The 22,006-nt window shown below is 69.3% G+C and carries 20 protein-coding genes; 10 read left to right on the top strand and 10 right to left on the bottom strand.

What is annotated here, in order from left to right:
* Position 1: 1 nt before the first annotated feature.
* From Tbon_RS12790 to pepN, 8 genes are all read right to left on the bottom strand, one after another.
* On the bottom strand, positions 2–937 hold the full coding sequence (locus tag Tbon_RS12790) for a TIGR03560 family F420-dependent LLM class oxidoreductase (protein ID WP_158068055.1): 936 nt from the start codon (positions 935–937) through the stop codon (positions 2–4).
* Positions 938–970: 33 nt separating this feature from the next.
* Positions 971–2,440 carry an o-succinylbenzoate--CoA ligase gene (menE, locus tag Tbon_RS12785; protein WP_158068054.1) on the bottom strand — a complete coding sequence of 490 codons (1,470 nt, stop codon included), beginning with the start codon at positions 2,438–2,440 and terminating at the stop codon, positions 971–973.
* On the bottom strand, positions 2,437–3,540 hold the full coding sequence (locus Tbon_RS12780) for a mandelate racemase/muconate lactonizing enzyme family protein (RefSeq protein WP_158068053.1): 1,104 nt from the start codon (positions 3,538–3,540) through the stop codon (positions 2,437–2,439). Before Tbon_RS12780 ends, menE begins: the two co-directional genes overlap by 4 nt.
* The gene (gene menB / locus Tbon_RS12775) at positions 3,537–4,367 is read right to left on the bottom strand and encodes a 1,4-dihydroxy-2-naphthoyl-CoA synthase (RefSeq protein ID WP_158068052.1); all 831 of its coding nucleotides are present in this window, start codon (positions 4,365–4,367) and stop codon (positions 3,537–3,539) included. Before menB ends, Tbon_RS12780 begins: the two co-directional genes overlap by 4 nt.
* Positions 4,364–5,203, bottom strand: a complete 840-nt coding sequence (gene menH / locus Tbon_RS12770; RefSeq protein ID WP_158068051.1) for a 2-succinyl-6-hydroxy-2,4-cyclohexadiene-1-carboxylate synthase — start codon at positions 5,201–5,203, stop codon at positions 4,364–4,366. Before menH ends, menB begins: the two co-directional genes overlap by 4 nt.
* The gene (gene menD / locus Tbon_RS12765; RefSeq protein ID WP_158068050.1) at positions 5,200–6,918 is read right to left on the bottom strand and encodes a 2-succinyl-5-enolpyruvyl-6-hydroxy-3-cyclohexene-1-carboxylic-acid synthase; all 1,719 of its coding nucleotides are present in this window, start codon (positions 6,916–6,918) and stop codon (positions 5,200–5,202) included. Before menD ends, menH begins: the two co-directional genes overlap by 4 nt.
* Positions 6,915–8,162, bottom strand: coding sequence for an isochorismate synthase (locus Tbon_RS12760; RefSeq protein ID WP_192497988.1), 1,248 nt, complete (start codon positions 8,160–8,162; stop codon positions 6,915–6,917). The genes menD and Tbon_RS12760 overlap by 4 nt, the downstream gene beginning before the upstream one ends.
* A gap of 148 nt (positions 8,163–8,310) precedes the next feature.
* Complete coding sequence (gene pepN, locus Tbon_RS12755) at positions 8,311–10,875, bottom strand: aminopeptidase N (protein ID WP_158068048.1); 2,565 nt, start codon at positions 10,873–10,875, stop codon at positions 8,311–8,313.
* A gap of 206 nt (positions 10,876–11,081) precedes the next feature.
* Here pepN and Tbon_RS12750 point away from each other — a divergent pair, with 206 nt between their 5' ends.
* The 10 genes from Tbon_RS12750 to Tbon_RS12705 all read left to right on the top strand — a co-directional run bounded on the left by Tbon_RS12750 (position 11,082) and on the right by Tbon_RS12705 (position 20,123).
* On the top strand, positions 11,082–11,897 hold the full coding sequence (locus Tbon_RS12750) for a nuclear transport factor 2 family protein (protein WP_192497987.1): 816 nt from the start codon (positions 11,082–11,084) through the stop codon (positions 11,895–11,897).
* Positions 11,898–11,962: 65 nt separating this feature from the next.
* Complete coding sequence (ilvC, locus tag Tbon_RS12745) at positions 11,963–12,964, top strand: ketol-acid reductoisomerase (protein WP_158068046.1); 1,002 nt, start codon at positions 11,963–11,965, stop codon at positions 12,962–12,964.
* A 37-nt stretch (positions 12,965–13,001) separates the two neighbouring features.
* A complete protein-coding gene (locus tag Tbon_RS12740; RefSeq protein WP_158068045.1) occupies positions 13,002–13,640 on the top strand; it encodes a trimeric intracellular cation channel family protein in 639 nt (212 codons plus the stop codon).
* 116 nt (positions 13,641–13,756) lie between these two features.
* Positions 13,757–15,286, top strand: coding sequence for a ribonuclease Y (gene rny, locus Tbon_RS12735; RefSeq protein ID WP_158068044.1), 1,530 nt, complete (start codon positions 13,757–13,759; stop codon positions 15,284–15,286).
* A 7-nt stretch (positions 15,287–15,293) separates the two neighbouring features.
* Positions 15,294–16,061, top strand: a complete 768-nt coding sequence (locus Tbon_RS12730) for a TIGR00282 family metallophosphoesterase (protein WP_158068043.1) — start codon at positions 15,294–15,296, stop codon at positions 16,059–16,061.
* Between the two features lies 1 nt (position 16,062).
* Positions 16,063–16,923 (top strand): PHP domain-containing protein, encoded by an 861-nt coding sequence (locus tag Tbon_RS12725; RefSeq protein WP_192497986.1) that lies wholly within the window; start codon positions 16,063–16,065, stop codon positions 16,921–16,923.
* A 2-nt stretch (positions 16,924–16,925) separates the two neighbouring features.
* Entirely contained in the window at positions 16,926–17,360 is a 435-nt protein-coding gene (gene fabZ, locus Tbon_RS12720; protein ID WP_158068321.1) for a 3-hydroxyacyl-ACP dehydratase FabZ, read from the top strand.
* An 80-nt stretch (positions 17,361–17,440) separates the two neighbouring features.
* Positions 17,441–18,517, top strand: coding sequence for a peptide chain release factor 1 (gene prfA / locus Tbon_RS12715; RefSeq protein WP_158068041.1), 1,077 nt, complete (start codon positions 17,441–17,443; stop codon positions 18,515–18,517).
* Positions 18,514–19,335, top strand: a complete 822-nt coding sequence (gene prmC / locus Tbon_RS12710; RefSeq protein ID WP_158068040.1) for a peptide chain release factor N(5)-glutamine methyltransferase — start codon at positions 18,514–18,516, stop codon at positions 19,333–19,335. The genes prfA and prmC overlap by 4 nt, the downstream gene beginning before the upstream one ends.
* Positions 19,326–20,123, top strand: a complete 798-nt coding sequence (locus Tbon_RS12705; RefSeq protein ID WP_192497985.1) for an HAD hydrolase family protein — start codon at positions 19,326–19,328, stop codon at positions 20,121–20,123. The genes prmC and Tbon_RS12705 overlap by 10 nt, the downstream gene beginning before the upstream one ends.
* Here Tbon_RS12705 and Tbon_RS12700 read toward each other — a convergent pair.
* Together Tbon_RS12700 and Tbon_RS12695 are read right to left on the bottom strand one after the other, a co-directional pair.
* Positions 20,120–20,713 carry a hypothetical protein gene (locus tag Tbon_RS12700; protein WP_158068038.1) on the bottom strand — a complete coding sequence of 198 codons (594 nt, stop codon included), beginning with the start codon at positions 20,711–20,713 and terminating at the stop codon, positions 20,120–20,122. The genes Tbon_RS12705 and Tbon_RS12700 overlap by 4 nt on opposite strands.
* Positions 20,694–21,905, bottom strand: coding sequence for a GuaB3 family IMP dehydrogenase-related protein (locus Tbon_RS12695; protein ID WP_158068037.1), 1,212 nt, complete (start codon positions 21,903–21,905; stop codon positions 20,694–20,696). The genes Tbon_RS12700 and Tbon_RS12695 overlap by 20 nt, the downstream gene beginning before the upstream one ends.
* Between the last annotated feature and the right edge of the window lie 101 nt (positions 21,906–22,006).

The following is a 22,006-nucleotide window of genomic DNA, read 5'->3' as shown; positions in this document are numbered from 1 at the left end:
GTCAGCTGGCGAACGCGGGAATAACTTCTGCGGTCCACGCCGCGAGCGCGTCCCAGTCGACCGGCGGACGGATGGCGATATTGACCCGGGCTGCGCCGGCATCGCGGTACCGGCCGACGAGGTCGACGGCCTGCCCGGGGAGCCCGGTCACCACGCCCCGCAGGCGCATCGCCTCGGCGGCCGGACCCCACGTCTGGCGGTACTGCGCTTCGACCCTGGGAAGGTCGGACGGGCGGGCAGCCATGTGGAAGGAGAGATTCACGGTGCGTTCAATGGACGCCGGGTCCCGTCCCTCGGACTCACACCAGCGGTCGAGCACACTGGAGAGGCGCGCGAACTCCTCGGGCGAGGTGTACGGCGTGTTCCAGCCGTCGGCATGGCGGGCGGCGATACGGAGGGTCCGCCGCTCGCCGTTGCCCCCGACCCAGATGCGCGGCCGGGGCTGGACGGGCTTCGGATTGCAGGCGGCGTTCTCAAGCCGGTAGAAGCGGCCGTGGTAGTCGGACCGGTCCCGGGTAGTCAGGAGCCGAATCACCTGGATGCCTTCTTCGAGCATGTCCAGGCGCTCCCTAATCGGAGGGAACGGGATGCCGTAGGCCCGGTACTCGGGCTCGTGCCAGCCGGCGCCGAGGCCGATTTCGAGGCGGCCGCCGCTCAGGTGGTCGATGGTGCACAGGGCGTTGGCGAGGACGGCGGGGTGCCGGTAGCCCATGCCGAGGACGAGCACGCCGATCCTGACGTTCGACGTTTCGCAGGCCATGGCGGCCATGCAGGTCGTCGCCTCGAAACAGCTTCCGTTGCCGTCGACCGGGGGCGCCTCGTAGAAGTGGTCCCAGACGTCAACCCAGTCGAATCCGGCGGTGTCGGCCCACCGCCAGAGGCGGCGAAGCTCGTCGATCGCGATGTTCTGCTGGCCGATGTGCAGGCCGAAGTTCATGGGCAGGCTCCCCGGTCGTGCGTCCCGGGGATTTTACGGCTCGCGGCCGAACCGGGCGCGGACGAGGTGGCGCTGGAGCTTCCCGCTCGTCGTCCGGGGAAGTTCATCGAGGGCGAGCCAGCGCCGCGGCACCTTGTACCTGGCAAGCCGCTCCCGCAGCCACGCCTCGAGGTCGCTCCAGCCGGGCGCCCCGGCCTCCCTGAACACAACCGCAGCGGCCACCACCTGGCCCCAGTGGGTGTCGGGCAGGCCCACGACAGCAGCTTCGCGAACCGCCGGATGGGTTTCGAGCGCCGCTTCGACCTCAGCAGGGTAGACGTTCTCGCCGCCGGTCACCACCAGGTCGTCGCGCCGGTCGAGGATGGTCAGGAACCCGTCGGAATCGATGGTGCCGATGTCGCCGGTGTGGAGCCAGCCATCGCGGAGGGTGCGCACCGTCGCCTCCGGGTCATCGAAGTAGCCCGCGAAGACCGTGGGCCCGGCAACGAGGATCTCTCCCGGTTGGCCTGCCGGCGCCGCAACCCGCAGGCGCACGCCGAAGAGCGGCTTCCCGGCCGAGCCGAGGTGAGCAAGCGCATCGCCCGGGGCCAGGGTCGTGACCTGGCTGGTCGCCTCCGTGAGGCCGTAGGTCTGGAGAACCGGCAGCCCCCGCGCGGCGGCGCGTTCCAGCAGCTCCAGCGCGACCGGGCCGCCGCCGACCAGGACCGCCCGTACGGCCGGCGGGTACGGGCGCTCGTCGGCCTCGAGCAGGCGCGCGAGCATCGTCGGAACGACGGACAGCAGGGTGATGTGCTCCTCGCGGAGGGCGCGGTTCACCGCACCGGCATCGAACCCGGCGTGGATGACGGCGGTCGTGCCCTGGATGAGCGACCGGGTCGCGATAGAGAGCCCGCCGACGTGGCAGAGGGGCATACACGCCAGCCAGCGGTCCGAAGGGTCGACGCCGATGTTGAAGGCAGAAGCAGCGGCGCTGGCAAAGAAGTTTTCGAAGGTGAGTCGTGCAGCCCTGGGTCGGCCGGTGGTGCCCGAGGTAAACATCAGCACGAAATCGCCGGACCACGTGCCGGGCCAGTCGCCTCGGCTGTCCCCGGCGCCGTCGCCCGCGGCGGCAAGGTCCATAGCGGAGACGCCGGCGGCGTTCGCCGCTTCGGCCCCCGCGGCCGCAAACGCCCGGTCGTGGAGCAGCAGCCACGCACCGATACGGCCAAGCTGCCAGGCGAGCTCCCCGGGCGCGAGCCGCCAGTTCAGCGGCGCGACGACGGCCCCGGCGCGCGCCGCGCCGAACACCGCGGCAACGTACTGCGCAGAATTGCCCGCCAGCAGCCCGACCCGGTCGCCGGGGCGCACGCCGGCATCGAGCAGCGCCTGCGCGAACACGGACACCCGGCGATCGAGTTCTGCGAAGGACCAAACCTCAGTGCCAAATTCGACGGCAGGGTGACGCGGGAGAACTGAGGCCCGGTGCGCAACCCAGTCGAACGGCGGGAGGGCAGGGGAGCTCACGTGAGCGCCTCCCTGGCGCTCTCGGCGGGGGCCAGGGCTGGGAGCACCCCGGCAGCCGGGAGCTCGACACCGCCAGCCGAGGGCAGGGGCACGCCGGAAACCACCGGGTCATCGAGCACTGCGAGGGCGGTCGCGAAGCCGTGGGCGGCGCCCGGCGAACCAAGCGCTGCGGCGAACTCCAGCGCGGCTCCGAACCCCGCCCCGCTCTCGAACGCGCCGCTCACGATCACCTCGAGGCCCGCCTCCCGGGCCGCGCGGGCGAGCCGGGCCGCCGCAGCGAGCCCCAGCAGCGACGGTTTCAACACGACGGCATCGCAGGCCTTCGCCCGGATCAGCTCCAGCCCCCGGGCGCCGTCGGCCAGCGACTCGTCGGCGGCGATGCGCAGGCCGGTCTCCCAGCGGAGCCGGGCCCATTCCGCAGGCGGCACGCCGGGGGCAACCGGCTGCTCGACAAGGTCGACACCGGCCGCGTGAAGCAGCGGGGCCATCGCCACGAACTCCGCGGGCGACCAGGCTCCATTCGCGTCGATGCGCATCACGGCCCCCGGCCCGATGCGGTCGCGGAGCCCTCGCAGAACGGCGGCATCCCGGTCAGCGCCGAGGCCGACCTTCACCTTGAAGACCGTGTAGCCCTCGGCAGAGAACCGCGCGGCCTGGGCGATGGCCTCGGCGACATCGGCGGCATCAACCAGGGCATTGACCACCAGGCTCGCCGGGCGAACGGGTGAGTCCGAGGCGAGCAGCCTGCCGAGCGTGGTGCCGAGCTCCTGCGCGGCGAGCCACCCGAGCGCCATCTCGACAGCGGCCCGGGCAGGGGTGGGGAGGCCGGCATCCGGGGCGTCCATGAGCTCAGGGAATCCGGAGACGGGGTCCATCCCCGGCAGGCGCTCCGCCTCCGCGACGAGGGCCCGGCAGCAAACATCGAGCGGCTGCGTTACCGGCGGCAGGGGGGCACAGTCCCCGAGACCTACGCGACCGCTTTCGTCGGACAGCTTCAGGAGCACCCCTTCCCGCGCGGCGAAGCCGCCTCGCGCGTCGCGGTGGGCGCTGCGCAGCCTGAGGCGGTAGGGCACCAGCTCCGCGGAGACGACCCGGCTCACGGACGGCGGGGGAACTTCGCGAAGTCGGAGTAGGCGGGCTCGCGCTTTTCAAGGAAGGCGTTGCGGCCCTCCTTCGCCTCGTCGGTCATGTAGAAGAGCATGTTTGCGTTGTGGGCGAGCTCGGTAATGCCGACCATCCCATCGAGTTCAGCGTTGAAGGCAGACTTCAGCATCCGGATGGCGATCGGGCTCATTTTCAGGATTTGTTTCGCCCAGCGGACGCCTTCGGCCTCAAGCTCTTCCAGCGGGACCACCGCGTTGACCAGTCCCATCTCGAGCGCCTCGCGGGCGTCGTACTGGCGGCAAAGGTACCAGATCTCGCGTGCCTTTTTCTGGCCGACGTTCCGGGCGAGCTGGATGGCGCCAAAGCCACCGTCGAAGCTGCCGACCTTCGGGCCGGTTTGACCGAAGCGGGCGTTCTCAGCAGCGATGGTCAGGTCGCAGATAACGTGGAGCACGTGCCCGCCGCCGATCGCCCAGCCCGCAACCAGCGCGATGACCGGCTTCGGGATGGAGCGGATGAGCTTGTGGAGGTCAGTGACATTCAGGCGGGGGACGTTGTCGTCACCGACGTAGCCGCCGTGACCGCGGACGCGCTGGTCGCCGCCGGAGCAGAACGCCCGGCCGCCCTCGCCGGTAAAGAGGATGACGCCGACCTCGGGGTCCTCGCGGGCGCGGGAAAAGGCATCGATCAGCTCGAAGGTAGTTTTCGGCCGGAACGCGTTGTGGACCTCGGGCCGGTTGATGCTGATGCGCGCGATGCCTTCGGCGCGCTGGAAAATGATGTCGTCGTAGGTCTGGACCGTCTGCCACTGGATGGCGGTCATGGAGGAGCCTCCGGGAGGTAGTGCTGGCGAAGGAAGGTATCGACCGCGGTGAAAACCGCATCGGGCGCCTCGAGCTGGGCGGCGTGCCCGGCGCCCGGGATAAGCCCTGCGCTGCCAGCCGGTGCGAGCGCGGCCATCACGCGGGCGATGTCAGCGTACTTCGCGTCCAGTTCACCCGCGAGCGCGAGGAACGGGGCAGCAAGCGACCGTAGAGCGTCGTGGAAGGGCGGCTGCGCGCCGGTCCCCATCCCGCGCAGGCTGCCGGCGAGCCCGGCCGGGCGGTTTGCCAGCCGCACCTGGCGCTGCGCGCGCAGAACCTCTGCCGGAAGGTGCGACTGCGAGGCCCACAGCGGGAGCGACTCCCAGTAGCTGACGAACGCCTCGACTCCGTCGCGTTCGATTCGGTCGGCGAGCGCTTCGTCGGCGCGGCGACGTTCAGCCCGCTCGGCTTCGGTTGAGAGCCCGGGCGAGGCCCCGATGGTCACCAGGGCCACGACGGCCTCCGGCTGGAGACAGGCCACCGCGATCGCCGTGCGCCCGCCCATCGAATAGCCCAGCCATGCGCAGCGCTCGCGTCCGGTCGCAGCGCGGACAGCGGCAACGAGGTCCCGGGCTGCCTGCTCCATCCGGTAGTGCTCGAGGTCTGCCGGGGCATCCGACAGGCCATGGCCGACGATGTCGGCGGCCACGCAGCGGTACCGCGCGCCAAGGAGCTCACCGAACCGGCCCCATGCACGGGCGGAGCCGGTGAACCCGTGGAGGAGAACGAGGGGCGGCCCCTCGCCCCAGGTTTCCACGTTCAGTGAGAACCCCGGTGCAACCTCATACCGCGTCACCGGCCGAGCACCTCCGCAGCAGCGCGGGCCGCGGCGGCCCAGGCACGCTGGTGCATCGCGACGTTGGCGCGACGGTCAGTTCGCACTTCGACGACGAAGGGACCTGGGGCCTGAACCCAGCTCTCGACGGCTTCGCAGAACGCCGGCCACGATTCGGCGCGGCAGAAGGGAAGGTCGAACAGGGCAGCGGCCCGTGCGGGTTCGATGCCGGGCGGCGTCGCGAACCAGCGCTCGAAGGCGTCGGTATGAGCCACCTGCGGAAGGTAGTGGAAGATACCGCCGCCGCCGTTGTTCACCACAACGACGAGGAGCGGCAGCCGATGCTCGCGCGCGGCCCAGAGCGCATTCAGGTCGTGCAGGAACGAGACATCGCCGACCACGACCGCGGTGGGCGTACCGGCGGCCGCGGCGCCGGCTGCGCTCGACATGACGCCGTCGATGCCGTTCGCCCCGCGGTTCGCGGTGATGTCGAGGGGCTCCTGCCGGAGCCCGAAGAAGTTATCCAGGTCGCGCACGGGCATGCTGTTGCCCGCAACCAGCGTTGCGCCCGGCGGGAGGAGGTCGCGCAGCTCAGTGAACACACGACCCTCGAATGGCTCGCACGGCTCGCGGCTCGCCGCATCGAGTGCGGCCCGTGCCGCGCGGTCAGCCTCCAGCAGTCGTCCTCGCCACCTGCCCTCTGCCTGCGCCGGTACTGCAGCGAGCGCCTCGGCCGCGGCTGCCGGCGACCCCATCAGCACCAACGGCCGCGTTCCGTTCGGTTCGCGGTAGCCCCCGGGAAGGTCGACCAGGACGTGCACGGCGTCGGACCAGCCGGCCAGCAGCTGGTTGAGCACCTTCGAGGTCGGCGATGCACCAAATCGAAGCACAAAATCGGGCGGCGGGGGCGGCACCGACCGGAACCATGCGTCGAAGGCGTCGAGCACCGGCGCCCCGTCCGGCACCCCTGCACGGAGGCCGCTGAGGGGGTCGGCGAGGATTGGGGCGCCGAGTGAATCCGCGAGTCGCAGCAGCGCCCCGACGGGGAGTCCGCCGGCTTCCGGGCCAGCGATGATGAGCGGCCGACGCGCCGACCGGAGCAGGCCGGCGATGCGGTCGAGCGGCGAAGCGGGTACCGGGAATTGGGGGAGGGAGAGGTCGCCGGCGGGCGGCAGATAGGCGCCGGGGTGGTCGGCCGGCGGTTCGACCAGCGGCTCGTCGAACGGGACATTCACCTGGACCGGCCCTGGCAGCCCCGCCATCGCTGCCTGGACTGCGCGGGTGCCCGCCGCCTCGAAGCCTGCCGCGGCCCCCGGGCCGGGAACGGGGAGGTCAACGGACCAGCGCACATGGCGGCCGAAGAGATGGACCTGGTCGATGGTCTGGGCCGCGCCCACCTCGCGGAGCCTCGGCGGCCGGTCGGCTGTGAGCGCAATGACCGGCACGCGGGAGAGGTTCGCCTCGGCGATGGCCGGGAAGAGATTCGCGACGGCCGTGCCTGAGGTGCAGGCAATCGGCACAGGGCGGCCCGTTTTTCGGGCTAACCCAAGCGCAAAGAAACCAGCAGAGCGCTCATCGATGACGAGGTACGGCGTGATGACGTCCTGGTCGGCGAGGGCGAAGACAAGCGGCGTTGAGCGGCTGCCGGGAGTGATCACGGCGTGGCGCACCCCTGCGGCGGCCAGGCCGCCGATCAGCGCCCGGGCCGCGATGGTGTTCTCGCGGGCCGTGTTCACCGGTTGATGACCCCCCGGAGGGCGTCCAGCTTCGTTTCAATCTCTTCGAGCTCGCCGGCCGGCGTGGAGTCAGCGACGATGCCGGCGCCCGCGTAGAGGCGGGCGCGCCCGCCTCCGACCAGCGCCGTGCGGAGCCCGACGACGAACTCGCCGTTGCCCGATGGGTCAACCCAGCCGACGGGCCCCGCGTACCAGCCCCGGTCCATCCGCTCGAGCCGGCGGATGGCGTCGAGCGCGGCGTCGCGCGGCCAGCCGCCGACGGCAGGCGTGGGGTGCAGTCGTTCGACCACGTCGAGCAGCGAGGCGCCGGGGGCAAGGCGGCCTGCAATCGGCGTGTAGAGGTGCTGAATGTTGGCGAGTTTCATGACCGTGGGCGCGCCGGGGATTTCGAGCCCTTCAGCGAGCTCGCCGACCTCCTGGCGGATCGCCTCGACGACGAGGCGGTGCTCCCAGCGCTCCTTTTCGCTCGCAAGGAGTTCGGCTTCGAGCGCCGCATCTTCGGCGGCGTCTCGGCCGCGACGGCGGGAGCCGGCCAGCGACACGAGCTCCAGGCGGCCGTCCTGCACCCCGGCAAGCGGCTCCGGACTTGCGCCAAGCCAGGTCCACCCGCCCGCCCGGATGCTGAAGATGCAGGTCGTCGGAAACGCAGCGACCAGGCGCGCGAGGATGTCGGCCGGCGCCGCCGGGCCGACCGGCACGACGCGAGAGCCCGCAAGGACGACCTTCTGGTACTGCCCGGCGCGGATTTCCCCGACCGCCTCAGCGATTGCGGAGCCGAGATTCGCGCCGGTCTGCTCCTCGAGCGGAGCTGTCTCCTCGGCGGGCCCGGCGGGGAAGTCGCCCGCGCAGGCTACGCCGGACCACGCCTCGCCCCGGCGGACGATGGTGATCGCGGGAAGCAGGACCTGCCACCCCCCGAAGGCGTCCCAGGCAGGGTCGCGGAGCGGATTGCCGGGGTCAAAGCTGGCGGAGAGGAACACCATCGGGGCAGGGGCTCCGGCGGGACTTTCCCAAAGGCCGGCGAGCAGCTCTTCGATGGCGGCGCGCGCCTCGCGGAGCCCCTCGCCACGGGCGCCAATCCTGCGCGTCGCGGTTCCGAGCCCGAACACCTGGAGGCCGCGCGAGGGCCGCTCCCAGGTGACCGTTGCGTGTTCGCGCAGCCAGCGCTCGCCCCGCGCCCTGTACCACTCCACCGTTCCGGGCGACAGGGGGGTTGCGGTGATCGCTCCCTGCTCAGTGGTCACGGACGGGGTGGGCTGACTCGTCGACGTCGCGATCATGGGACGTTGAGCTTCTTTCAGCGGGGTTAGACACAGGCTACCGCGGAGGCCGCCTTCGGGCTGTAGGTGGGCTCACGGGCAGCCGCGTCCGCGGGCCGGCGGGGTCTTCGGCTCAGCTGGCCGCCGTGCGACTCGCGAATTCGCGGCAGCGGATAGCGCGCTCCATGTCGTCGATGAACTCGCGGACGGTGCGCGAGAGGAGGACGTTCCCGCCGGCGGTCTCGAGCACGCGACGGGCTCGTTCGATGACATCCGGCTCGACCCGGTAAGCCGGGGCGAGGTTACGGAAGAAGTCCGCGGCAAACTCCTTGTCCCGGTCGCGGAAGACGCCAGGGAGCACCTCGAAGAACCGCTCGACGTACGGTTCGAGGATGGCCCGCTGGTGCCGCCAGTTGAAACCGGACATCGCGGCGCCGGTGAGGTAGAGCGAGCCGTACCCGTCGCCGAGGAATTTCTCCCAGGCTGCCGCTTTCACGGCGGGGTCGGGCACGGAGGTTTCGGCCCGGAGCCGCGCACGCACGCCGCGGTCCGAGGGGTCGCGCTGCGCTTCAGCGGCGACGCGCTCGGCGGCGCCGGGGAGCGCGTACGCTGCAGCCTTCACGGCGATTGACCAGCGCATCTCCTGGTCGAGCTTAACGCCGGGGATCGCTGCGGTGCCGTCGGCCAGGGCGGTGAGATAGGCGACATCGTCGGGAACCGCCGCCGCCCCGATGAGCGCCCGCGCCCAGATCTTCTTCAGGTCCCCTTCGGGCACCGATGCGAGCGCCGATTTCGCCGTCTCGAAAAAGCTGTGTGCCTCCGCCTCGATGCGGGGTTCGGGCACGTACCGGGAGATTGCGGCGAGCGCGTTCGCGGTGATGGTCTCGGCGAGTTCAGGGTGCCGCTCCGCAGGGGCAGCCGACCGTACGAGAGCAAGGTAGTCGAGCGAGGCCAGCTGCTGGTCGCGGACCATGTTCCAGAGCGAGGCCCAAAGCTGAAGGCGGAGCAGGGTATCGTCGACCCGGCCGATGTTGGCCAGGATGTACCGGAGCGATTCCGGGTCGAGGGCGACCTTGCAGTAGCCGTGGTCGCCGTAGTTCGGGAAGACGAAGTTCGGGCGCGGCAGCCCGGCCGCCTCAGGAAGCTCAGCCTCCTCCCCGGAAATCGAGGCTCGGAGCACGGTGATGCGGAGCTCGGCTCCCTCTTCGCGCGCCAGCCCGACGTCGAGCCGATGCGGGCGGAGGTACGGGTACTCCGGCGGTGCCGACTGGGTGAGCCAAAGGCGGCTCAGCCGGTCGCCGTCGGCGGTCCAGTGGGCGGCAATCGTGTTGAGTGACGGCGTTTCGAGCCAGAGACGGGCCCATTCCGCGAGCGAGATGCCGCTCCCGTGCTCGACTGCCGCGAGGAAATCGGCCAGCGTGGCGTTGCTGTACGCGTGGCGGCGGAAGTATTCGCGCATCCCCTCGCGGAATCCTTCGAGCCCGACCGCGGCGACGAGCTGCTTCAGGACCGAGGCCCCCTTGCCATAGGTAATGCCGTCGAAGTTGAGGAAGGTCTGGTCGGTGTCCTCGACATCGCCGGCGATGGGGTGGGTGGTGACCAGCTGGTCCTGCCGGTAGGCCCAGTTCTTGATGGAGGAGGCGAAGTCGAGCCAGCCGCTGTCGAACTTCGTGGCCCGCTCCATGCACAGGTACGACATGTAGGTCGCGAAGCTTTCGTTCAGCCACAGGTCATCCCACCAGCGCATGGTGACCAGGTCGCCGAACCACATGTGCGCCATTTCGTGGAGGACCACCTCGGCCCGGGCGCGCCGCTGGTTCATGGTGGGCGGGTCGCGGAAGACCATGTACTCGTTGTGGGTGACACAGCCCACGTTTTCCATCGCTCCGGAGTTGAACTCCGGCACAAAGACCTGGTCGTACTTGCCGAACGCGTACGGAACGCCGAAGAAGTCGGCGTAGAAGTCCAGCCCCTGCTTCGAAACTTCGAAAATCTCGGCGGCATCCAGGTAGCGGGCGAGCGACTTCCGGCAGTAGAGGCCGAGGTCGATGTCGCCGTGGCGGTCGCGAACCACGTGGTACGGCCCGGCAACGAGGGCGAAGAGGTAGGTCGAGAACGGCTTCGTGGGAAGGAAGCGCCAGCGGCGGCGTCCGTCCGGCGCGGCCTCGACTGCCTCCGGGGCGGTGTTGTGGATGAGCTCCCAGTCGGCCGGTGCTGTCACCTCGAGGCGGTAGGTGCCCTTGATGTCGGGCTGGTCGAACTGCGGGAACAGGCGGTGACTCTCGTACGGCTCGAAGTTGGTGTAGAGGTACTCCTGCCCATCTTCCGGGTCGATGAACTGGTGGAAGCCGTCGCCTTCGTGGTCGTAGTCGTTTTCGTAGACAACCCGGACAGTATTCGAAGGAGCGAGCGCATTGGCGGGCAGCCAGAGCCGGTAGCCGTTCCAGTTTGGGCTCGGGATCTGCCGCCCGTTCACCTCGAGACGTTCGATGGTGCGGCCGCGGAAATCGAGGAAGAGGTCGCCCTCGCCCTGGAGGTCGAAGTTGAGGGTGGTGTCGCCGCGATAGGATGGCGCGCTGGAAGAGATGTCGAGGCTGATGGTGTAGGCACAGGTACGGACGCGGGCGGCCCGTGCTTCAGCTTCTGCCCGGGTGAGGACGTCGCGTGGGGGTGTGGGTTGCGTTTCTGCGCTGGACATGGGAGCTCCAGTGCGGCCCGATGCCGCTCACAAGGGATCCGAGCACGAAGGGTAGGGGATCGGGGCCTGAAATGCGCGCCAGCGGGACGGAGAGCGGTCGCGGTCGGCGTTTCTACCCCTCCCCCACGGTCCCCAAGCCGTTCAGTGACCCATTTCGTGAACCGGGGTACAATCCGGCCGACCCCAGCGCAGGTGGCCGAGCCCGTATGTCCCACATCCCCGCCGTCAACGCCCTGATTACCGCTATCAACTTCGACCGGTTCGCTGAAATCGAGGCGAGGCACCGGCCGGATGCGGTCTTCCAGTCGTTCCGCGGGCCGACCCTGCGCGACGCGGTCTCCATTGCCGACTGGCACCGCGAGTTCCTGCGGGATTACCAGGACTGCAACTATGCGGACCTCGAGTACATCGAGGAGGGGAACACGGTCGCCGTCCGCGCCACCATCGAGGCCAAGGGGTACGACTGGCGCCCGTTCACCCAGCGCGTGATCGAAGTGTTCGAGTTCGAGAGCCACGACGAAGAAGAGGTCGCCCGGCGGCGTCTGTACGCGACCCTCCGGGACATCACGCTCGACAAGCCGGCGACCGCCGCGCTGAATGACGCGCTCGGTTACCGTGGCGGGAGCCCCTCGCAGACCCGCCAGGTGGTCAAGGCTTTCTACGATGCCCTCCTCGCCGGTGACCGCGAGGCTGCGGCGGCCCAACTCTCCGCGAAAGCCACGGTGATCGATGGGGTGTACGGCGTTGCAACGGGCCCCGAGAACGTGCTGGGCCTGTTTGCATCGATCCCGATGCCGGCATTCGGCAAGCTCCGGGTTACGAACCTGCTGGCCGGCGACCACATGGCGATGGTCGAGCTGGCGATCGACCCGGCTCGGCCGCGGTACGCGGATTGGGTCCGGCTCGTCGATGGCAAGATCCAGGTCATCGAGGGGTACGCGATGCTCCGCGAGCTCGGCATCAACCCCTACGAGAACTACGCGCACGACCGGCACCCGCGGCGGGCCATCCTCCCGATCTAGGCCTGCTCCCGCGGTGGCGCAAACGCCGCGCTTTGACCCCCAACCCCAGCCCGAGGTAGCTCACGATGGCCACGATGTATTACGACAAGGACGCCGACCTTTCGCTGCTGAACGGCAGAAAGATCGCCATCATCGGCTTCGGCTCGCAGGGCCATGCCCACGCGCTGAACCTGCGCGACAGCGGGTGCGACGTCATCGTTGGGCTGTACCCGGGTTCGAAGTCACGCGCAGCGGCGGAGGCCGAGGGGCTGCGGGTCGTGAGCGTGGAGGAAGCGGCGCGCGAGGCCGACATCATCATGATCCTCGCGCCCGACCAGGTGCAGAAGCAGATTTACCAGGCGGGCATCGAGCCCTATCTCGCCGAGGGCAAGATGCTGATGTTCGCCCACGGGTTCAATATCCACTTCCAGCAGATTCAGCCGCCGCCGTTCGTCGACGTGACGATGATCGCGCCGAAGGGGCCCGGCCACCTCGTCCGCCGGGTCTTCACCGAGGGGGGCGGTGTCCCCTGCCTCGTCGCCGTCCACCAGGATGCCAGCGAAGTCGCGCTGCAGCTTGCGCTCGCCTACGCGAAGGGAATCGGCGGCACCCGTGCGGGCGTGCTGGAGACGACCTTCCGGGAGGAGACCGAGACCGACCTGTTCGGCGAGCAGGTGATCCTCTGCGGCGGGCTTTCCGCGCTGATCAAGGCCGCCTACGAAACGCTGGTGGAGGCCGGGTATCAGCCTGAGAGCGCCTTCTTCGAGACGATGCATGAGCTCAAGCTCATCGTCGACCTGATCTACGAGGGCGGGCTCTCCCGGATGCGATATTCGATCAGCGATACGGCCGAATACGGCGATTACACCCGGGGCCCGCGCATCATCACCGACCAGACCCGGGCCGAGATGAAGAAGATCCTCCGGGAGATCCAGACGGGCCAGTTCGCGAAAGAGTTCATCCTTGAGAACATGGCCGGCCGCCCGCACTTCCTGGCGACGCGGCGGCTCGAGGCGGAACACCCGATCGAGAAGGTCGGCGCAGAGATGCGCGCCATGATGAGCTGGCTCAACCGCCCGAAGAACTGACGCCCGGCCCGTCCCTGCGCGCCCCGGAGGTGCCCCGGTGGAGTTGGATACGACCGCGCTGGTTGGGGTGCTCGACCGGGTCGGCGCGGTTGCGTTCGCCATCTCCGGGGTGCAGGCCGGCGTTCGCCGGAATTTCGACGTCTTCGGCCTGTGGGTCATGGGGCTCGTCACCGCGACGGGCGGCGGCGTCATGCGCGACGTCATTCTCGACCGGCAGCCGCTCGTCCTCGCGCGCCCCGACTACCTGCTCTGGGCGACTGGCGGGGCCGTGTTCGCCATGGCGCTGGCATGGCGGGGCCGGCCCTACCCGCGGGCCGTCGTGACGATTGCCGAAACCGGTGGGCTCGGCGCGTTCGCGGTCGCCGGGGCGCTGGCCGCCATCAACGCCGGCGAGGGCTGGAGCGGCGCGCTGCTCATGGCGATCCTCACAGCGACAGGCGGCGGCGTGATTCGCGACCTGCTCGCCGACCGCGTGCCGCTGGTGCTGCACAGCGAAGTGAACGCCACGGCAGCCGGCCTCGGCGGGCTGGCCACGTGGGCCGCGTACGACGTTTCCAGCAGTGCGGCGACGCTGCTCGGCCTCTCGGTGGCGGCGCTTGTCCGGGCGGCGGGGGTTGCGTTCGACCTCCATCTTCCCCGCCCGCGGCGCCCTGGCAGAGGGCGGCCCACGGGGTAGCGCGCGGTTCCTTTTTGGGAGAGCGGCGCGTACGATGGAGATGAGAACTTTCGGCGAAACTCAGTACGCCGGAGTATCAAACGTGTCATCTCGTATGACCGCCCTGGAGATACCGAATGCTGGCGATAACTGCGATTATCGTCGGCCTCGTGGGATTGCTGGTTGGAGCGGCAGCGGGCTTCCTGTACCGCCGCCGCGTTACCGGGACATCACTGCTGCAGGCAGAGGAACAGGCCAGCCGCATCCTCGCTGAGGCCGAAACACGACAGAAGGAGCTCCTGCTCCAGGCCAAGGAAGAGACCCTCGCGCTCCGGAACTCCTTCGAGGCGGAGATGAAGGAGCGGCGCGCCGAGATTTCGCGCATCGAACAGCGCCTCGCCCAGAAAGAGGAGAACCTCGACCGGAAGCTCGAGACGCTCGAGCGGAGGGAGCAGTCGCTGCGCGACCGAGAGGCCCAGATTGAGAGACTCCGCGCCGAAGCGGAAGAGCTCCGGCAGCGGCAGGCGACCGAACTGGAGCGGGTCGCGAACCTCTCGGTCGAAGAGGCTCGGCAGCAACTCCTCGCCGCTGTCGAGGTAGAGATTCGAGAGGAGGCGTCCCGCCGGGTCCGCGAGATGGAGAAGGAGGTAGAGGCCACCGCCGCGCAGCGCGCCCGGAAAATCCTCGCCACGGCCATCCAGCGGTACACCTCGGAGGTCACCGCCGAGACGACCGTCTCCGTTGTCCCCATCCCGAGCGACGATATGAAGGGCCGCATCATCGGCCGCGAGGGGCGCAACATCCGCGCAATCGAGGCGGCGACGGGCGTCGACCTGATCATCGATGACACGCCCGATGCGGTGACCGTCAGTGCGTTCGACCCGGTCCGGCGGGAGATTGCGCGGCAGGCGCTGACGATGCTGGTGCAGGACGGGCGCATCCACCCCACGCGCATCGAGGAAGCGGTCAACCGGGCGCGGCGCGATGTCGAGGCGACCATGCTGGAGGCTGCCGAGGCCGCGGCGGTCGAGGCCGGCGTCCTCAACCTCCACCCGGAGGTCCTCAAGATTTTCGGCCGCCTGAAGTACCGGACAAGCTACGGCCAGAACGTGATGCGCCACTCCATCGAGACGGCGCACATCGCCGCCATGATTGCGCACGAAATTGGCGCCGACGTGGAAGTGGCGCGGGCCGGGGGCTTCCTCCACGACCTCGGCAAGGCCGTTGACCACGAGGTCGAGGGAACGCATGCGCTCATCGGCGCGGAAATTGCGCGGCGCTACAAGGTGAAGGAGGCGATTGCGCACTGCATCGAGGCCCACCACGAAGAGGTGGAACCGCGCACGGTGGAGGCGATCATCGTGATGATGGCCGACGCCATCTCGGGCGGGCGCCCGGGGGCCCGGCGCGAATCACTCGAGGCGTACATCAAGCGGCTCGAGACGCTGGAGAACATCGCCAAGAGCTACAGGGGCGTTGAGTCCGCCTTCGCCATCCAGGCGGGGCGCGAGGTGCGCGTCATCGTGAAGCCCGAGATCGTGGACGACCTGGAGGCGATGCGCATCGCGCGTGACGTCAGCCAGAAGATCGAGGAGACGATGGAGTACCCGGGCCAGATCAAGGTCACCGTGGTCCGGGAGACGCGCGCCACCGAGTACGCGCGGTAGGGGCGCGATGCGGCTGCTGTTCCTCGGCGACATTGTCGGCAGCGCCGGCCGGGAGGCGGTTATCCGCTCCCTGCCGGCGCTCCGCCATGAACTCCGGCTCGATTATGTCGTAGCCAATGGCGAGAACTGCTCCGGCGGCAAGGGCCTGATTCCCCGCCACGCCGATGCCCTGTTCGCCGCCGGCGTCGACGTCATCACGGGTGGGAACCACACCTTTCAGCACCGCGAACTCTACCCGTACCTCGAATCGACCCGCGGGATCACGCGGCCGCTGAACTATCCGCCAGGCGCCCCCGGCCGGGGGGTCGCGGAATGCGGAGACCTCGTGGTCATCAACCTGATCGGGCGGGCCTTCATGCCGGCTGACTACGACGACCCGTTCCGCGCGGTTGACGCCGCGCTGGCCTCGATGTCGCCAAATCGGTTCATCGTGGTGGACTTTCACGCCGAAGCAACGAGCGAGAAGCAGGCCATGGGCTGGCATCTCGACGGCCGCGTGACCTTTGTCGTCGGGACGCACACCCATGTGCCGACCGCGGACTGCCGCCTGCTGCGGCACGGCACCGCCTACTGCACCGACGCCGGGATGTGCGGCGCCCGGGATTCGGTGATCGGGGACGACATCCAGGCGGTGCTCACGAAGTTCCTGACGCAGATGCCGACGCGCCTCGCGCCGGCGGAGGGCCCTGCCGTCATCAACGGCGTGCTGGTCGAGGCCGACGACACCACACGCCGGGCCGTCCGCATCGAGCGCGTCGACCAGGAGGTCGGATGACGTGGCCATCGGCGACTTCCACCTGCATTCAACGGCGTCGGACGGCGTCCAATCCCCGGCGTGGGTTATGGAGCGCGCCGCGGCCAACGGCGTCCGCATCCTCTCGCTGACCGACCACGACACGACCGACGGCCTTCCGGAAGCTGCAGCAGCGGCGGCCCGGCTGGGCCTGCGGCTCATCCCTGGTGTCGAGATCAGCACCGAAGTCGGAAAGGCCGATGTCCACCTGCTCGGATTCGGTTTCGACCCGGCCGGCAGACGGCTGCAGGAGTTCTTCCGCTGGCAGCGCGAAGGCCGGCTCGCCCGGGTGGAGAAGATTGTGAGCATCCTGCGGGACCACGGCATGCCCCTCGAGACGAAGCGGGTGTTCGAGATCGCTGGCGAGGCGACGGTCGGACGGCCTCACGTCGCGCGAGCGCTTCTCGAGAAAGGGTACGTGGCGAGCGTCCAGGAGGCGTTCGACCGGTGGCTGGGCAATGGCAAGCCGGCCGATGTCAACCGGGAGAAGCTCGACCCGAAGGACGCCATCGCTATCATCCACGAGCACGGGGGCGTGGTATTCGTCGCCCACCCGGTGTATATCGGCGAGAACTACCCCGAGGTCATCCGGCACCTGCGCGACCTCGGAGCCGACGGCCTCGAAACGTACTACAAGCACTACCCGGCGGACGTCATCGCCGCCCATGCCGCGCTGGCTGCCGACCTCGGCATGGCGGCCTCCGGGGGCAGCGATTACCACGGGCTCGGCAATCCTGACGACCGCGACATCGGCGATATCCCGTTCCCCGACGACCGGGTGGACGCGTTTGTCCGATTTATCGATGCGAATTGCGCCTGCGGCGCCATGGAGGGAGCCCTGTGACCATCGACATCGAAGAGATCGAGCGAATCATCCCGCACCGCTACCCGTTCCTGCTGGTCGACCGGGTCATCGAAATCGAGGAGGGCCGCCGCGGCGTCGGCATCAAGAACGTCACGGCGAACGAGTGGTTCTTCGAAGGCCATTTCCCGGGAAGAAAGATCATGCCGGGCGTGCTGATTGTCGAAGCACTCGCCCAGGTCGCGGCCGTGACATTGCTCCGCGGGGCCGATACCGGCGGCAAATTGCCGCTCTTCGGGGGCATTGAGCAGCTCAGGTTCCGGCGGCCGGTGGTGCCAGGCGACCAGCTCCGGCTGGAGTTCGAACTCGAGAAAATGCGCGGGCCGGTCGGCAAGGGCCGCGTGCGGGCCACAGTCGACGGGCAGGTGGCCGCGGAGGGGAGCATCACCTTTGCGCTTGCCGACCCGGCGGGAGCCTGAACGCCCCGGTGGTATACTCGAGACAGGAGTGAACGTCCCGGCGGTCCGCCCCAGGCGGACCGTCATCGTGTTGCGAAGCCATGGATGCAAACGTACTGGCCCAGCTGGAGCGGGTGAACGCCCGTTATGACGAACTGACCGCGGAAATGGGGCGCCCGGAGGTTGCCGCCGACTTCGAGGCGGTGAGCAAACTGGCGAAAGAGCGCGCCGAGATTGAGCCGATCGTGGAGGTCTTCCGCGAGTACCGCTCCGCGCAGGAGGATGCAAGCAGTGCCCGCGCGCTCCTGCAGGAGTCGGACCCGGAGATGAAGGAGCTGGCGCAGGCGGAACTCGAGGATGCCGAGCGCCGGATGGAGGAGCTCGAGCGGCGGCTGAAGCGGATGCTGCTGCCCAAAGACCCCCGCGACAGCCGGAACGTGATCGTCGAAATCCGCGCCGGCGCTGGAGGCGAGGAAGCTGCCCTGTTCGCCCATGAGCTCTTCCGGATGTACCAGCGGTACGCCGAGCGGAAAGGCTGGCAGACGGAGGTCCTGAGCGCCTCAGAATCCGACAAGGGCGGCTTCAAGGAAGTCGTCTTCGAGGTGCGGGGCGAGGGCGCCTACTCGCGGCTGAAATACGAAAGCGGCGTTCACCGCGTCCAGCGGGTCCCGGAGACGGAGGCCCAGGGGCGGATCCACACCTCAACGGCGACCGTGGCCGTGCTTCCGGAGGCGGAAGAGGTCGACGTGGACATCGACGAGAAAGACCTGCGGGTCGACATCTTCCACTCCTCCGGAGCGGGCGGACAAAACGTCAACAAGGTCGCGACCGCGGTGCGCATCACGCACATCCCGACCGGGATCGTCGTGGTCTGCCAGGACGAGCGGTCGCAGCTCAAGAACCGGATCAAGGCGATGACCCACCTCCGCTCGCGGCTGTTCGACCTGGAGCAGCAGAAGCAGGAGGCCGAGCTGACCGCGCACCGGCGCAGCCAGGTGGGGACCGGAGACCGGAGCGAGAAGATTCGGACGTACAATTTCCCGCAGGACCGGATCACCGACCACCGCATCGGCCTGACGGTGCACAACATCTCCCAGCGGCTCGACGGCGACCTCGACGATATCATCGACGCGGTCGCGACCGCCGACGAGGCGGCGCGCCTCGAAGCGATGGCATGAACGCCCGCGAGGTTGCGGGGGCTGCAGCCCGGCGGCTGGAAGCGGCCGGACTGGAAGACGCCCGCTTCGAGGCGGAGGTGCTGGTGCGCGAAGCGGCCGGCATCTCGCGGGCAGCGTACTTTGCCGGGGCCGTGCTTGAGGGCGAAGCTCGCCGGCGGCTGGAGGCATGGCTGGAGCGGCGGGAACAGCGCGAACCCCTTGCGTACATCACCGGGTGGCGCGAGTTCTACGGGCGCCGGTTCGCCGTCGGGCCCGGGGTGCTCATCCCCCGCCCGGAGACCGAACTGCTCGTCGAGATTGCCCTCGAGGAGCTGCGCGGGGCCCCCGGCGCGACCGTCGTCGAAGTTGGGACCGGGAGCGGCGCGGTCGCCGTCTCCGTCGCGGCCGAGGCACCGGCAGCCCGGATGGCAGCCACTGACATCAGCCCCGTGGCGCTGCGGTTCGCGAGGCTCAATGCGGCCGCGCACGCCCCGGGCGTGCAGCTCCTGCTCGGCAACCTCGCAACGCCCATTGGCCGCGCGGACATCGTGCTCGCAAACCTGCCGTACATCCCATCGGCAGAGATTGACGCGCTCGAACCGGAGGTGAGCCGCTGGGAGCCGCGGGTTGCCCTTGACGGGGGGTCCGACGGGCTCCGCCTGGTCCGTGAGCTGATCGCCGACTGCGCGGTACGGCTTCGCCCGAAGCTGCTCGCGCTCGAAGTAGGCTTCGGGCAGGCCGAGCCGGTCGCTGCGCTGGGCCGGGCGGCCGGGGCGCGGGCAGCCCTCGTGGTCGACCTCGCGGGGATCAACCGGGTGGTGTGCCTGCGGTGGGCGTGAAGCTCGTTGCCCTCGACATTGACGGGACGGTTATCCCTCCGGGCCACGGTGGCAGCGACCATTCGCCGCCGGCCGCGGTGCGTGAGGCAGTGCGAAAGCTCACTGCTGCGGGCATCCCGGTGGTGCTTGCGAGCGGCAGGATGTTCCCGGGCACCGTCCGGGTGGCAAGAGAGCTGCGCCTCATTACGCCGCTCGTCTGTCAGCAGGGGTGTTCCGTGCACCGCATCGACGGCGAGATGCTGCACGTCTTCCCGATTGAGCGGCGGCTGGCGGTCGACATCATCAACTTCGCGCGCGAGCGCGGGCTCGACTACGAATGGTTCAACCCGGTGCGGTACATCGCGAGCCGTCCGTCCGCAGCAACCCGCCGGTATGGCGAGGTGAGCGGCATCGAGCCCGAATACCGGCCGGACCCTGAATTCTCGGGCGTGGTGCCAACCGGGGTAGGCATCATTTCCGACGCCGAGCAGGCCGGCGGAATCCACCGGGAGCTCGTGGGGCGATACGGCGAGCGGCTGCACGTGCTGGATTTCCCAGAGGTGACCGTGGCGGTAGCGCCAGAGGCGAACAAGGGGCATGCGCTCTCGCTCATCTGCGCCGACTACGGCATCGACCGGGACGACGTGGTGGCCGTGGGCGATAGCGTCAATGATGCAGCGATGCTCGCCTGGGCGGGACTGGGCGCCGCCATGGCGCACGCCGACCCGTACGCCCGCGACGCCGCCGACCTCATCCTCGAGCCCGGGGAGGACGCCCTGGCTGCATTCCTCGTGTCGCTCGTGCTCTAGCTCGGGTCAATGCGGTGCCAGACCCGCATCAACACCAGCCCAATGGCAAAGACGCCGAGGAGAAGGCCGCCGACCGGGACGATGGTCCCGGTCCAGTCGATACCTGCGCCCGGTTCGTCGTCGGCTGGCGGCGCCGCAAGCTGCCCGGTCAGGGCCCGGATACGGTCGACAAGTTCGCGTTCGGTGAGGGCGGCCTGGCCGTCGGCGCGGACAGCCTGTCCATCGCGGAGGATGAAGACCGCTCCGCTCCCGGGCCAGGCTACGGCGCCGTCGGCCACGGCCAGGAACGCGAGCACGCGGGCGCCCTCAGGGAGTTCGGCGGGCGCACAGGCCGCAGGGTCGGGGGGCTGGGCCGGAAGGTGCACGGCCTGGCGGGTCACGGTGCCCTTGAGGAACGCTTCGGGAACGATGTCGGGCCCGCCAGCCACACGCACGACCGTTCCGACCACGACAACGTTGGCGGCGAGGACGGCTGCGTCGGGAGCAGCCGGGTCGACCGCGATACATGGAGCGGCGGCACCGGCCGGGACAGCCGGTGCCGCCGTGACGATCAGCAGGAGCAGGAGGAGCCTAGGTGCCAGCCTGCGCAAACTGGTAGATCTTGCCTTCGGTCTTGATGGCGGGTGCGACGACCATCTCCGCCTTCTGGAACTCCTTGATGGTCCGTGCGCCGCACATGCCCATGGCCGTGCGCAGGGCGCCGACGAGGTTCTCGGTGCCGTCGGTGCGGCTCGTCGGACCGAAGAGGAGCTTCTGCAGCGTGGTGTTGACGCCGACTGCGACGCGGGTGCCGCGCGGCAGGTGGGCGTGCGGCGTGGCCATGCCCCAGTGGTAGCCGCGCCCCGGCGCCTCGGTGGTGGCGGCGAAGGGCGAGCCCATCATGACCCCGTCTGCACCGGCCGCGAAACACTTGCAGACATCACCGCCAGTGCGGATGCCGCCGTCGGTGATGATCGGGACGTAGCGGCCGCTCTCCTTGAAGTAGTAGTCGCGGGCGGCAGCGCAGTCGATGGTAGCGGTCACCTGCGGGACGCCGATGCCCAGCACCTCGCGGCTCGTGCAGGCGGCGCCCGGACCGACACCGACGAGCACGGCAGCCACGCCGGTGCGCATCAGCTCGAGGGTGGCCTCGAAGCCGACGGTGTTGCCGACCACGACCGGGATGTGAATCTCCTTGACGAGCTTCTCGAAACGGAGGCCTTCGACGCTCGTGGAGACGTGCCGGGCCGTCGTCACCGTGCTCTGGACCACCAGGATGTCGGCGCCGGCCTCCTGGATGAGCGGAGCCCAGCGCTTGGTGTTCATCGGGGTTACGGAGACGGCAGCAACGGCGCCGCCGGCCTTAATCTCCTGAATGCGCCGGTGAATGAGGTCTTCCCGGATCGGCTGCTGGTAGGCATGCTGGAGGAGCGCGGTCGCCTCATCGCGGCTGACGGAGGCGACCTCCTGGAGGATGGAGCCGGGGTCGTCGTACTTCGTCCACACCCCTTCGAGATTGAGCACCGCGAGGCCCCCGGCCTTGTGCATGGCGATGGCAAAGGACGGGTCGACGACGGCATCCATCGCCGAGGCGAGGAAGGGAATGGCGAAGTGGTGGGGGCCGATGTCGAGGCCGAGCTCTGTCAGCTCGGGGTTGATGGTGACGGTGCCGGGAACGATGGCGACTTCGTCGAAGCCGTATGCGCGCCTGAGCTGTTTAAAGGTCGGAACGGGCTGGTCCCCCTGCGGGTACGGCGCGGGGCCGCGCTCCGGCTCATCGGAGGCGGCGGAGGAAAGGTTCACAGCAGTACTCAATTCAGCGCAATCCCGGGGCTAGAATTGCGGCCTGTCGGGCGGCCGCGGCGTTGTAATCGAGTGTAGGAGGGCCGGGTTGACGGGTCAAC

Origin of the sequence: Tepidiforma bonchosmolovskayae, assembly GCF_008838325.1 — a bacterium.
GTDB lineage: Bacteria > Chloroflexota > Dehalococcoidia > Tepidiformales > Tepidiformaceae > Tepidiforma > Tepidiforma bonchosmolovskayae.
The sequence above is the reverse complement of the archived record's forward strand: the minus strand, read 5'-3'. Positions and strand labels throughout refer to the sequence as shown.